We start from the raw sequence: 12,459 nt of genomic DNA on the forward strand, positions 1-12,459 counted from the left end.
ACAACTTGAAAGCTAAATCAACTACTTTTTTCATTGGGGAAGGCTATCAGATTAACATTTCCATATGTAAAATTGCAACATGCTTAATACTAAAATTATTTGACGATACAACCGATTATGGTATACAGCCATACGTTGATTGCATGAGCAAAATGGCTTGTTTCATTATAAGGAAAAGCTCAGCCAAAAATAAGGTTTCTTACCTAGAAGTGACGGGGTAAATTGATTTACAAGGTGTATGCCTATATGCTTGTGGTTTAGCACCAATTATTATCTTTTTTATTTTATTAACATGCTGTAGTCATTATGAAATTAATTAAAAAATCCTTCTTGCTCCTGTGGATGTTTCTTATCATAGTAGTCTTTGTATTTTGGGCCCTCATTCAATTCATCAAACCAGAATCTGTAAAAGAGTTATTGAATAAGCAAATTACCTCTCTGACTGGACAAGACAGTCGTATTGATGGGGATATCCATTGGCAATTGTTCCCTCGGCCAGGAATAAAAGTAACCAACATCCAAATTGGTGAAAGTAAACAGAAAGCTTATTATTTTTTATTCATAGATAATTTGCATCTTAATTTACAGCTGACACCGCTGATGAAAGGCAAGCTGATTTTTAATGAAATCAACGTTGACGGTTTTACAGCCAATATCAATCCTGAAATCGCTGCCACCCCGCAACCAGATAAAACATCAACAAAACACGCGCCATCAGAAACAAAATCCTCTAGTCAATTCATGACAAGATTTGCTATTGATACTCTACTTTTAACCCATGGCCAACTTATCATTACGGATCATCAAAACCATATTGCACTGACTGATTTGCAAATTGGTGTGGATCAACTGAATTTAAACAATCATTATTTCTCTATACAGCTAAAAGGTAATATTGCCGGATCCTTACTGAACAATCAGGTCAATGCCACACTGAATTTCAAGGGTAAAACGCGCCTGACCACAGAGGCACTGACGCATCCACAATCCATCATGCAAAATTTGTCTCTTGATGGGCAACTGTTCCTGCAAAATCTCCAGTTTAATCAATTTAAAATTGGCAAAATCAATGCCAATGCCATGTCAAAATCAGGGGAAATTACCTTAAATCCCTTAAATCTCTCATTATATGAGGGAGAAGCCATAGGTCATTTAAATTATCGAATGACATCCAAAGCATTTACGCTAAGTCAGACTGCTACAGGCCTTAATGCCAAACAATTGCTAAATGATTTGACGGGTAATAATCTTCTTAAAGGAAAACTGGACTTTTCCTTGCATGCTTCCGGTAATTTAAGTGAACCTAACTGGCAAAATCGCTTGCAAGCGAAAGGAAATGTAACCATTAAAGATGGATTTTTAAATTTTGCCGATATCAAAAAACTGGTTAACCATATCGCCGAAACCATTGACCTTTTAATGACCCAAAAATCTTTTGATGCATCGCTCGCTTCACTGCTAGATAACATGAATCTGGCCGCGTACCAGGAAGGCAAAACAAAATTTCAATTACTTAGCATCCAATATGATTTAAAACATGATCTTTTATTTAATGATTCTTTGTTGCTGCAAGCCGAGCAACTGCAAGTTAAAGGTTATGGTCAAATTGATTTGAACAATCTTTCGATTGCAAACGAATTATTAATAAAACTACTCACATCCGATAAAACCATTAATAAAATTCAGGAATTATTCGATAACGGCTTGCCTTTTAAACTCAGTGGAAAAATGTCAATGCCAATGATTTATCCGGATTTACGCAAAATCAGTCCAGTTATATCCACATATTTATTAAAAAAATCTTTTGATAAGCCATTGAAAAAATTACAAAAAGGGCTTGAAGAATGGCTGCGATAAACAACCATGAAGACCAATAGAATCCCTGTCCTCATTGGCATCATTATCCTGGTTGGAATCAGTTCGGGATTTGCTGGTATGTTGCTGGCTTTACTTCTTCGTTCCATCCAGCATTTGGCCTATGGTTATAGCCCCTTGCAAATCGTCAGCAATGAAACATTCCTGGAAGGAGTCCGTGCCGCCTCGCCTCAACGACGCTTTCTTATCCTCACTTTATGCGGTGTAATCGCCGGTGGTGGCTGGTGGTTGCTTCACCGCTATGGCAACCCGTTGGTTAGCGTCGGCGATGCAGTAAAAAATAAAATATCCATGCCAAAATGGACAACCATCATTCATGCATTATTACAAATTATTACCATCGCATTAGGATCACCTCTTGGCCGTGAAACGGCCCCAAGGGAAATGAGCGCTGTCTTTGCCGAATGGCTTTCAGCAAAAGCCGGACTAAGTATAAAAGATACGCAAATTATGGTGGCCTGCGGTGCTGGTGCTGGTTTTGCCGCGGTATACAATGTTCCCCTGGGAGGCGCATTATTCATCCTGGAAGTGTTATTATGCACGCTTAACTGGTCCATTTTAATCCCGGCCTTTGCTACATCAACCATTGCCGTCGTGGTATCATGGATTGGACTTGGAAATCACTCACAATACGCTCTTGCTACCTACCATGTTAGTCATAGCTTGACTTTTTGGTCCATTCTTTCAAGTCCTGTCTTCGGTTTATCCGCTTTCTGGTATATCCGCATTGCCAATCTCTGCCGTCACAAAGCACCGCGCGGTGGTTGGTCACTGCCTTTATTATGTTTGCTTAATTTCATCATCATTGGTGTTCTGGCCATGTATTTTCCTGCCATACTGGGAAATGGCAAAAGCCCAGTACAACTAGAATTCGATGATGAGATAGGAGTTGGAATCAGTTGCATTCTACTCATACTTAGACTATTAATCACCTGGTCGAGTCTCAGAGCAGGAAGTTACGGAGGTCTGTTAACCCCTTCATTAGCTAATGGCGCACTATTAGGTGTGATACTGGGCGGTTTGTGGAATACCTTATGGCCGGGTTCTTCAATGAATGCTTTTTCCGTGGTCGGCGCCACAGCTTTTCTTGCAGCAGCTCAAAAGATGCCAATTACTGCCATCGTACTTATGTTTGAATTTACCCATATGAAACTTAGTTTTCTTGTACCACTTCTATTTGCCGTGACGGGTTCTATTGCAACGTTTCGCTTATGTTCAAATCAATTCGCTAAATCATCATGAGTACTCAGGAAATTTACGAGCATTTTACCCTTCCTTTACTTCAGTGGTTTCATCAGTATGGACGCAAAGATTTGCCTTGGCAGATTCCAGGTAATGCGTATGCCGTCTGGATATCTGAAATCATGTTGCAGCAAACTCAAGTGAGAACTGTTATTCCCTATTTTCTGCGTTTCATGAATACGTTTCCTACGTTGAGAACTCTGGCCTGTGCTTCAGAAGATCAAGTATTAGCCCAGTGGTCTGGTCTTGGTTATTACAGTCGGGCAAGAAACCTGCATAAAACCGCCAAAATCATTTGCAATGATTTTCACGACTATTTTCCCGATGATATAGAAACATTAATGAAATTGCCTGGCATCGGCCCATCCACCGCTGCTGCAATTGCTTCATTAGCATTTAATAAACCCACCGCCATTTTGGACGGCAATGTCAAACGGGTTTTATGCCGCTACTTTTTAATTGCAGGCTCAATGGAACAAACATCCGTCACTCGCCAACTCTGGCAACTTGCCAAGCAATGCATGCCCCTTCATGATTGCGCAGCTTATACCCAAGCCATTATGGACTTGGGAGCAACGTGCTGCACCATAAAAAGTCCAAACTGCTCAAATTGCCCTTTACATACAACATGCCTTGCCTATCAAACGAATGAAGTCGCTCATTATCCACATAAAAAATTGAAAAAATAAAACCTGTTAAAGAGCAGCAATTTTTACTCATGTACACTGAGAATAACTTATTCTACCTTGAAAAACAGCCAGCTTCAGGTCTATGGGGTAGTCTTTGGTGCACGCCCAAAATTGATAAAGCAACATGTCCTGTAACCCATGTACTCAATACCTACGGCTTGGAGACTGACATAATGGCCACACTGCTAACAATGAAACACACCTTCAGCCATTTTCATTTAAACATTGAAGCCATTTCTATGAAAGTACATCCGGCACATGATACTACTCTTGCAGAACCATCCGGACGTTGGTTTTCGGTCAAAGACATTGAACACCTTGGACTTGCAAAACCTATAAGGGTCATCATCGATCAATTTTTTAATGGCCGAAATTCAATATCATGAGATTAGGGGCTGTTTACATTTCATTTCACAAAGCGAAAATTTAGGTGATTCAGAGTCACTTTGCGTTTGAATGCCGCGAATAGCAAGCCCTATTTAACGAATTCAAACGCCATGTGGCGCCAATCAGATAAATTTGCAGCCGTGAAATGAAATGTAAACAGACTCTAAAGATAAAAAGGCATTCATACACCATCATTTTACCGCTACTTAATGCTTCACCAAAAGATTGGTCTCCAGTAGAACCAATTAATGGACCAGATAAAGCATTGCAAGCAATCATGGAGGTGTGTGACATACCACTGGCGTAAATAACTCGATAGGCTTTACCAACTTCTCCAGCATCATAAAGAATCTCTTCTTCGCCGCTCTCTGAATTATAAAAGCTAATGCGTTTAAACCCATCGGCAATAAGTTTGTCTTTAATACTTTCCAAAGCAGCGCGTTTATCATCCTGGCTTTTACCCACCATCACAACGTCTTGATTTTTATCGCTGGTTTTACAGAATTCACGATGAATTTGCAGAAAATGAGCAGCTGGTTTTTTACCAGAGGTATAAGTATCATGGCTGTATTGCATACACAATTCAGTCGTTTCCTGATAGCGAGCAATATCTATAGCATCTAACGCACCTAAAAGAGGCCTACGAACCTTTTCATCTAATTGGCTTACCAATTCTTCAGGAGGGGCAGGATGAACCAGGGCTTCACTAAGCAAGATTCCACACTCGGCAGCGTCTTCTTTAAATCCTGAATAAATGGTACTAGCGTATTCAAGATGAGAACATCGAAGTTGGCGTAAGCGGCAATGAAAAGCAATTCTTTCCCTGTCTGATCCACTATTATAGCCATACTCGGGCATCATAATGAGTGGTATTCGACCGCGCGCATTCTCCAGAGCGCTATCAATTCTTTCTATCAGCTCGGCCTGAAAAACAGGGGCTTCGATAAGCGTGCCTACTTCAATTTCTCTTGTGTCTACTTTTGCCTGCAGTTCATCTGGCGATAAAACATCCACGCCAAATTCAACATCCCCCTTGAGAGAGCGAATTTTTTGTTGCCCACTTGGCTGAGTAACCAGATAAACAGGCGGTACGGTTGCACCAGCATCAGCATACTGCTTTCTTAATTGCTCCGATAACTTTAAGGCAAATAAAAATCTCCATAACCACCAAAACCATCACTGACTGCAATTAAAATAGCTTTTGGTTGAGAAGGACCAGCCAGTGAGGCAGAAACAGGTTCAGCTGACGCTTCCAATCCAGGTGATGCTGAGGAGGAAACTTGCTCCCCTTCTGTGCGAATAACTTGTCTTGTGAGCACCACAATACACTCATAAATTTTTTTCTACCATAGCTAATATCTAGCTTATAAAATTTAATTTGTAAATTAATCTATCTTTGCAGAAGCGGTTGACAATTACTTGTATGAAGCTAAAAATGGTGATGGCCTAACACGACTCAATTCTTGAAAACAATCCTCAATACCAGCCTCTATTATTTACTATGAGCGGCGATATAGGATGAGCTAGATATCTGTACTTTCGGGACTTATGAAGAGAATAAATTTTAATAAGAATTTGAGCAAGGGACTGTAAAACAATAACCGATTAAAAATTCTTATAATAGAAAAAATCTGTTAAGTCCTAACTTTTTGTGAGAGTGAGCATGATTATAATTCTTGTCCTATTATTTGGTTTTATAGGATTAATTTGGGCAGCAAATCATTTAATTACTGGTGCAAGCGGCATTGCCATCCACTACCGCCTTACCCCATTAATCATAGGATTAACAATCGTTGCAATCGCTACTTCTGCACCAGAAATTACCATCAGCCTTTTCTCTGCGATGGAAGGCCGTAATGATTTGGCTATTGGGAATGCAGTGGGCTCAAACATCGCCAACATTGGTTTAATCCTCGGTCTTATTCTCTTACTGCGCCCTTTGACAACACGTTCATCTCTGTTGCGGCGTGAATATCCTCTGCTTATTTTAAGTATGTTGTTTGCTTACTCTTTAGTGATTGATGGTTATTTAGGCGTTTTGGATGGCTGCCTTTTAATCTTGGGCTGTATTGTGCTGATTGGTTATTTTATTTTTATAGCACAACATTCAAGCCGAGATATCTTTGCCAGAGAATACAAACAATACATGGTCACTACACGTTCGGTGAAAGCCAATGTACTCAGTTTACTGCTGGGTATGATAGTACTTCCTTTCAGTGCGCATTTTGTTGTGAACAGTGCTGTTCAATTGGCGACGTGGTTTGGCGTCAATGAATTAAAGATAGGCCTAACCATTATTGCCATTGGCACCAGTCTTCCGCAGATAACCACTTCCCTGGTCGCAGCATTCAAAGGCCTGGACGATATTGCCGTTGGTAATATACTAGGCTCTAATATGTATAACCTTTTACTAGTCATGGCATTTCCTGGAATTATTAATCCATCAGCCATTAATCATGCAATCCTTTGGCGGGATATTCCAATCATGTTCATCATTACAGGAGTATTGCTATTAATTAATTATCGCGAGAAAAAAAAATTACTCGCTGGCATGGCGGATTACTGCTTCTCATTTACGGTTGCTATATTCTATCTCTCGTCGTTCATGCATGACTGGTTACTTTTCCTTTTACGCCACACAAGAAAAGCATTTCAATATAAGGAATGCTTATTAAACTTTCTTTATTTTGAATGACCTAATATTTTCAACGCAGCAATCGCATCTGGCTGCCCGGCATTGGCAGCACATTTAATCCAATAAAGCGCCTTTTTTCTGTCTTCCACGACTCCCTGCCCATAATAATACATATACCCAACAGCATACTGGGCATCAGGCTGTCCTTTTTCTGCTTCAGGCTTTAAGCGTATAAATGCCTGACGATAATCTTGAATTTGAAAGCTTTTAATCCCTTCCTGAAAATTAAGGTGGGAAATTGAACAACCATTTAACAAACACAAAACCCCAATAAAAACAAAAATTCTGCATTTAAAAAACATACATTCTATTCCTTCATTAACGGCTTAGCAGGTGGTTCAAAGATTAATTCATTTTTAGGTAAACTTAAACTTTCAATGACTCCATGACGGCTGACCAAGACCCCTTGTGGAGTAATCCGTTTAATGACAACCCCTCCAGGCAAAGAGTCCCCCACTTGATACGCTTCCTCATTACCACTTGCCGTACTGATGATGACTTTGGAATCCTGCTCACGCTCCGCAAAGATAATGCCAACCACATTCAGATTTAACATGGACTGCTTGATGGTGGCATCATTTAAACTGGCAGGTACGTATTCACCAAAAAAAGGAGTCGTTATGCTGCTTATTGTTGAATCCTGGTTCACTGTAACGCCATTTATCAGAGGAGGCGTCATCGTAGAGCTCATGGATTTATCACGAAAAATGACAGATATCATTCCAACACCGATTTGCCATACAATCAGAATAATAAAGCCAACCGCTATTAATTGAGGGACTATAGGCTTTACTAAAAGTGCTTTTAGCTCTGAAAACACGAAAAAATTTCCTTCCCTTTAAAATACAGGACTGTCGGCGATTGACAGGACCAACAGATTGTTTCAGACTCATCATATCCCACATGCGCTCAAATTGGTATGAAGAAACATTCATATTCCTGCTCTATTTTCAGCAATTCATCAAGATAAATATTGATTGAGGTAGTTACTGAGCGTTTCTGGTTTGGCTGGTGGATTAAAATAAAAGCCTTGGGCAAAATCACAGCCATGCGTGATAATAAAATTTTTCTGATCTTCACTTTCCACGCCTTCTGCCAGAACTTGTAAATTAAGACTGTGTCCAAGATTAATCACTGCTTTGACAATCGCTGCATCGTAGACATTATTGACCAAGTCATGAATAAAAGATTTATCAATTTTTAATTTATCAACCGGAAATTGCTTTAAATAAGATAAACTGGAATAACCAGTTCCAAAATCATCAATGGCAAGCTTAAGTCCAATTTCCTTAAACTGATGCATAATCTTAACTGCATGGGCAATATTGGTAATAAACAAACTTTCGGTCAACTCTAATTCAAGATATTTTGGTAATAATCCTGTTTTACGCAACACGTCATCAATCAACTGAGGAAAATTAGTCTGATACAATTGTCGGCCTGAAATATTGACAGCTATGGTCAACTCAGAAAAACCTTGCTCATGCCAATGCATCATTTGTGTACAGGCTTCCTCAAGCACCCAAGTGCCTATCTCAATGATTAAACCATTTTTCTCAGCAACAGGAATAAATTCAAAAGGAGAAATAGCCCCAAGCATAGGGCTATTCCAGCGTAACAATGCTTCAAACCCTGCCGTAGAAAGTTTTTTTATATTAATAAGGGGCTGGTAAACAAGATAAAACTCTTCATTTGCCAATGCGTGCTTTAAGGCCTTATCAATTTGTACCTGATTCGCCGCTTCTGTTATCAGAATGTTATTTACTGTAGACTCCAAGAAAGCATAAAGTAATACCATGGATTTCTCAAATTCCGGATTTTCTGCTGACCACAGCACATCAATTGGCATGTTTTCAAGAAGTAACTTGGCATGGCTTTGCTTAAACTCTGGTTGTAAGTGATGCCATTTCTCAAGTAAAAAAGCCACCTCTGAGATAATGGATAATAAACCCATCTCCTCACAAACGTCCATTAATGAAGGTTCTTTGCCTTGCTTTTTTATACGCGCAGCAATCGCTGCAACTTTTTCAAAATTGATTCCTTGCTTACCCATGCATCCCTCACTAGAATGACATTCTTTAGTTATTAACGGCCAATCGATGGTTACACTTTAGCGTGTAATTAATGATCATTTTGATTTAATTTTATACCATTTTAAATGTTTTGTTCGATCCTACCCCACATTAATTTTTTATTGGAGTTTTTTATGGAAAATAAACACTTTGACACGCGCGCAATTCATGCCGGACAAAATCCAGATCCCAGCACTGGTGCCGTCATGACACCTATTTATGCAACCTCGACTTACCGACAAACATCGCCAGGTGTCCATCAAGGATATGAATATTCACGCACACATAATCCAACTCGTACTGCTTATGAAGCCTGCATTGCCAGCCTTGAATCAGGAATGCGAGGATTTGCTTTTGCTTCCGGAATGGCAGCAATCAATACATTAATTGATTTGCTTGACGCAGGAGACCACGTTATTGCGATGGATGATCTCTATGGTGGTACTTTTCGTTTATTCGATAAAGTTAAAACCCGCACTTCTAATCTTTCCTTTTCTTTTATAGACATGCGTCATCCTGAACGCATTGAACAAGCGATTCGTCCGCAGACCCGTATGATCTGGGTAGAGACTCCTTCAAATCCCATGCTTAAACTTGCTGATTTGCGTCACATTGCAACCATGGCCAAACGTCATAATCTCATTAGTGTCGTTGACAATACTTTTGCCACCCCTTGGATTCAAAGACCTCTAGAATTGGGTTTTGATTTGGTATTGCATTCAGCAACAAAATATTTAAATGGTCATTCGGATGTTATAAGCGGTGTGATTGTTGTAGGTGATCGACCAGACCTTGCGGAAAAACTGGCTTTTTTACAAAATTCCTGCGGTGGTGTCGCTGCACCATTTGACAGTTTTCTGGTTCTTAGAAGCTTAAAAACATTACCATTACGCATGCAAAGGCATTGTGAAAATGCTTCTGCTTTAGCCCACTGGCTAGAACGCCATCCACGCATTCAAAAAGTAATATATCCGGGGCTTAAGAGTCATGTACAACATTCGTTGGCTAAAGAACAAATGCAGGCATTTGGCGGTATGATTTCCATGGTCATTGATGGTGATCTCAACAGCGCCAAGCGCTTTTTATCACGATGTGAACTATTTACATTAGCAGAAAGCTTAGGTGGTGTGGAAAGCTTAATTGAGCACCCTGCCATCATGACACATGCTTCCATCCCTGCAGAAAAACGTAAAGCATTAGGCATTGAAGATGGATTTATCCGTTTATCAGTGGGCATCGAACATATAGACGACCTGAAAGCTGATCTAGAGTATGCCTTAACCTAAATTTTGCAACAATTGCAGTGCATCTCTGCCAGCTTTTTTTATAGAAAGGGCTGGCAGGGATTTTTAATCCTATATTAAGCTTTATAACGTTCAATCCATTCTGGCTGCAAAGCTCTAATCCGCTGTGCTTCCAATACAAATGTTCTGAAATAATCATAAGACATGTAAAAATCGCCATGATTACCTCGTTTTTCCCCCCACGAATTTCGCAACGTGAGTAATCCTCGATATTGACGTCCTTCCTCATCGAAAGCAATAGCATCATCATCATAACCGGTAATGATCATTTCATGCCCGGCAATGCTGTCTCGCAAATAAATATCTCGTGCAATTTCTGTAGTAAGCACCCACGTATCATTCTCCGCATGGTATCTACCTACAGCCCCGGCCACTCCTAATTCAACATCCATCAATAAAGAACCAAAAGTCACTCGATCACCAGCGTTTAATGCCTTTTTAATCTCTTGCAACGTTTTATTTGTATCAGTTCGGTCTCTGGTAGAAGAGTCCACATCGAGAATAGACGACCACCTAACCTCATCATCAGGTATTTTTTCACTCAGGTTATGATAATCCGTCAAGGACATTTCCGTATCCGGATCCATGCCAATAACAGGATATTCGGTTAAACCACCGCAGCCATACATTCTTTGTTGTTCTTTATTAACGATTCCAAATAAGGTCATCTGGTTCAAAACATCTGGGCCATAAGCACCATTCCAGCCACTGTGACCATAGGCGTTGTATTCAAGGTAACGACCCAATTGCAGCTGGCATAATTGACTGATGTAATCCCCTTTACCCAACACCGCATCAACAGCAGCGGTATTAGCAAATGTAACGCATGAACCATGAGTACCTTGATTGAGCACCGGAACTTGATTCATGCCTAATTGAATTCTTGCTGGATATTTTGATGATGAAACAACTGTTTCATGTTGCTTATATTGCCTTTGTGCTCGATTATGGACAACTTTTAACGCCTTGTCCGACAGCTTCATCTTTAATAATGTCACGGTGTCTCCGTGCGCATGAAGAGATTGGATTGGTTGATGAATATTACCAATAATTTCAATGTTGTTTGCAAATACACTTCCACTTGCAAACGTCATAGCAACAAATAATTTTGCTAACTTCATGTAAGCGCCCTCCTTTTTAATGATAAAAATTCAAATACCATTCTACAAAACGTGCAATGCCTTCCTTAACATCAATACGCGCTACATACCCTAAATCTTGCTGCAAACGCTCAGTATCTGCATGAGTTGCCAAAACATCACCATCCTGCATTGGTAAAAATTCTTTAATGGCTTGTTTACCTGTCGCCAATTCAATAGCGTGAATGTAATCCATTAAATTCACCGGATGTCCATGACCGATGTTATAAATTCGATAAGGTGCATTACTGGTTGCGGGGTTTGGCGCCGCAGCTGACCAGGTCTGATCGGGAGTTGCAGGATTATTAATAGCCAGGGAAATGCCAGCCACAATATCATCAATATAAGTAAAATCTCGCTGCATGTGGCCATGATTGTAAATTTTAATGGGATGGCCTGCGAGAATATCGCGAGTAAGGAAAAAAACGCCATGTCAGGCCTTCCCCATGGGCCGTATACCGTAAAAAAACGTAAGCCCGTCGTTGGCAATCGATATAAATGGGAATAAGAATGAGCAATCAATTCATTTGCTTTTTTAGTCGCAGCATAAATAGCCAAAGGATGATTGGTACCATCACTTTCTGCATAAGGCTGCTTACTGTTAGCACCGTAGACCGAGCTGGTTGAGGCATACACAAGATGTTCAACCTGATGATGACGGCAAGCTTCAATAACATTGGTAAAACCAACCAAATTTGATTGAATATAAGCATGTGGATTTTTAAGGGAATAGCGAACTCCTGCTTGTGCTGCCAAATTCACCACCCTCTGTGGTTGATGATTAGAAAAAATCTTATCTACCTCTTTGGCATCACTGATATTCGCTTTATAAAAAATAAAATTTTTATGACGTTGCAATTGCTCTAATCGGGCAAGTTTCAAACGAACATCATAATAATCATTCAAGTTATCCACACCAATAACAACATCACCTTGTTGTAGGCGCTTTTGAGCCAAGTGATAACCAATAAATCCTGCGCTTCCAGTAATTAACAACTGCATTATAAAACCTTATCTCTACAATTTATGCAGTATACTCCCTATTGCATCCTGTGC

13 protein-coding genes and 1 pseudogene are annotated in these 12,459 nt (G+C 39.9%); 6 read left to right on the top strand and 8 right to left on the bottom strand.

Translation table 11 applies throughout. The features are described from left to right. The first annotated feature begins 306 nt into the window (after positions 1–306). From LOA_RS08420 to LOA_RS15375, 4 genes are read left to right on the top strand one after another with little or no spacing between them, the layout of a single operon-like run. A complete protein-coding gene (locus tag LOA_RS08420) occupies positions 307–1,857 on the top strand; it encodes an AsmA family protein (RefSeq protein WP_042238872.1) in 1,551 nt (516 codons plus the stop codon). Between the two features lie 6 nt (positions 1,858–1,863). Continuing rightward, a complete protein-coding gene (locus LOA_RS08425; protein ID WP_025385947.1) occupies positions 1,864–3,117 on the top strand; it encodes a chloride channel protein in 1,254 nt (417 codons plus the stop codon). Then, positions 3,114–3,806: an A/G-specific adenine glycosylase gene (gene mutY, locus LOA_RS15370; RefSeq protein WP_238551202.1), complete on the top strand. Its 693-nt coding sequence runs from the start codon at positions 3,114–3,116 to the stop codon at positions 3,804–3,806. Before LOA_RS08425 ends, mutY begins: the two co-directional genes overlap by 4 nt. A 29-nt stretch (positions 3,807–3,835) precedes the next feature. After that, complete coding sequence (locus tag LOA_RS15375; RefSeq protein ID WP_238551203.1) at positions 3,836–4,192, top strand: NUDIX domain-containing protein; 357 nt, start codon at positions 3,836–3,838, stop codon at positions 4,190–4,192. Positions 4,193–4,247: 55 nt separating this feature from the next. Here LOA_RS15375 and LOA_RS08435 read toward each other — a convergent pair whose 3' ends face one another. Together LOA_RS08435 and LOA_RS08440 are read right to left on the bottom strand one after the other, a co-directional pair. Further along, positions 4,248–5,207, bottom strand: a complete 960-nt coding sequence (locus LOA_RS08435) for a hypothetical protein (protein ID WP_025385948.1) — start codon at positions 5,205–5,207, stop codon at positions 4,248–4,250. Between the two features lie 125 nt (positions 5,208–5,332). Further along, positions 5,333–5,512 carry a hypothetical protein gene (locus LOA_RS08440; protein WP_147370116.1) on the bottom strand — a complete coding sequence of 60 codons (180 nt, stop codon included), beginning with the start codon at positions 5,510–5,512 and terminating at the stop codon, positions 5,333–5,335. Positions 5,513–5,856: 344 nt separating this feature from the next. On the opposite strand from LOA_RS08440, the gene LOA_RS08445 reads away from it, so the two are divergent. Next, entirely contained in the window at positions 5,857–6,888 is a 1,032-nt protein-coding gene (locus LOA_RS08445; protein WP_025385950.1) for a calcium/sodium antiporter, read from the top strand. On the opposite strand, the gene LOA_RS08450 is transcribed toward LOA_RS08445, so the two are convergent. The 3 genes from LOA_RS08450 to LOA_RS08460 all read right to left on the bottom strand — a co-directional run bounded on the left by LOA_RS08450 (position 6,876) and on the right by LOA_RS08460 (position 8,941). Beyond that, positions 6,876–7,190, bottom strand: a complete 315-nt coding sequence (locus LOA_RS08450) for a tetratricopeptide repeat protein (RefSeq protein WP_025385951.1) — start codon at positions 7,188–7,190, stop codon at positions 6,876–6,878. The genes LOA_RS08445 and LOA_RS08450 overlap by 13 nt on opposite strands. 5 nt (positions 7,191–7,195) lie before the next feature. Continuing rightward, a complete protein-coding gene (locus tag LOA_RS08455) occupies positions 7,196–7,708 on the bottom strand; it encodes a type II secretion system protein N (RefSeq protein WP_025385952.1) in 513 nt (170 codons plus the stop codon). Between the two features lie 141 nt (positions 7,709–7,849). Beyond that, positions 7,850–8,941: a putative bifunctional diguanylate cyclase/phosphodiesterase gene (locus LOA_RS08460; protein ID WP_025385953.1), complete on the bottom strand. Its 1,092-nt coding sequence runs from the start codon at positions 8,939–8,941 to the stop codon at positions 7,850–7,852. A 153-nt stretch (positions 8,942–9,094) separates the two neighbouring features. Between LOA_RS08460 and LOA_RS08465 the strand changes: the two genes are divergently transcribed. Then, positions 9,095–10,246 (top strand): trans-sulfuration enzyme family protein, encoded by a 1,152-nt coding sequence (locus LOA_RS08465; RefSeq protein ID WP_025385954.1) that lies wholly within the window; start codon positions 9,095–9,097, stop codon positions 10,244–10,246. 74 nt (positions 10,247–10,320) lie between these two features. Here LOA_RS08465 and LOA_RS08470 read toward each other — a convergent pair whose 3' ends face one another. From LOA_RS08470 to LOA_RS15865, 3 genes and pseudogenes are all read right to left on the bottom strand, one after another. Beyond that, positions 10,321–11,385, bottom strand: coding sequence for a C1 family peptidase (locus LOA_RS08470; RefSeq protein WP_025385955.1), 1,065 nt, complete (start codon positions 11,383–11,385; stop codon positions 10,321–10,323). Between the two features lie 16 nt (positions 11,386–11,401). Further along, positions 11,402–11,608: a hypothetical protein gene (locus LOA_RS15855; RefSeq protein ID WP_274544684.1), complete on the bottom strand. Its 207-nt coding sequence runs from the start codon at positions 11,606–11,608 to the stop codon at positions 11,402–11,404. A 284-nt stretch (positions 11,609–11,892) separates the two neighbouring features. Continuing rightward, positions 11,893–12,405, bottom strand: a pseudogene (locus LOA_RS15865) (GDP-mannose 4,6-dehydratase); the annotation flags it as partial. Positions 12,406–12,459: the final 54 nt, after the last annotated feature.

The sequence above is a fragment of the Legionella oakridgensis ATCC 33761 = DSM 21215 genome (assembly GCF_000512355.1).
Taxonomy (GTDB): Bacteria; Pseudomonadota; Gammaproteobacteria; order Legionellales; family Legionellaceae; genus Legionella_A; species Legionella_A oakridgensis.

Bases quoted from the DNA above. Each gene is read 5' to 3' on its own strand.
- LOA_RS08420 (WP_042238872.1), top strand. From the start codon at position 307: ATGAAATTAATTAAAAAATCCTTCTTGCTCCTGTGGATGTTTCTTATC.
- LOA_RS08425 (WP_025385947.1), top strand. From the start codon at position 1,864: ATGAAGACCAATAGAATCCCTGTCCTCATTGGCATCATTATCCTGGTT.
- mutY (WP_238551202.1), top strand. From the start codon at position 3,114: ATGAGTACTCAGGAAATTTACGAGCATTTTACCCTTCCTTTACTTCAG.
- LOA_RS15375 (WP_238551203.1), top strand. From the start codon at position 3,836: ATGTACACTGAGAATAACTTATTCTACCTTGAAAAACAGCCAGCTTCA.
- LOA_RS08445 (WP_025385950.1), top strand. From the start codon at position 5,857: ATGATTATAATTCTTGTCCTATTATTTGGTTTTATAGGATTAATTTGG.
- LOA_RS08450 (WP_025385951.1), bottom strand. From the start codon at position 7,190: ATGTTTTTTAAATGCAGAATTTTTGTTTTTATTGGGGTTTTGTGTTTG.
- LOA_RS08460 (WP_025385953.1), bottom strand. From the start codon at position 8,941: ATGGGTAAGCAAGGAATCAATTTTGAAAAAGTTGCAGCGATTGCTGCG.
- LOA_RS08465 (WP_025385954.1), top strand. From the start codon at position 9,095: ATGGAAAATAAACACTTTGACACGCGCGCAATTCATGCCGGACAAAAT.
- LOA_RS08470 (WP_025385955.1), bottom strand. From the start codon at position 11,385: ATGAAGTTAGCAAAATTATTTGTTGCTATGACGTTTGCAAGTGGAAGT.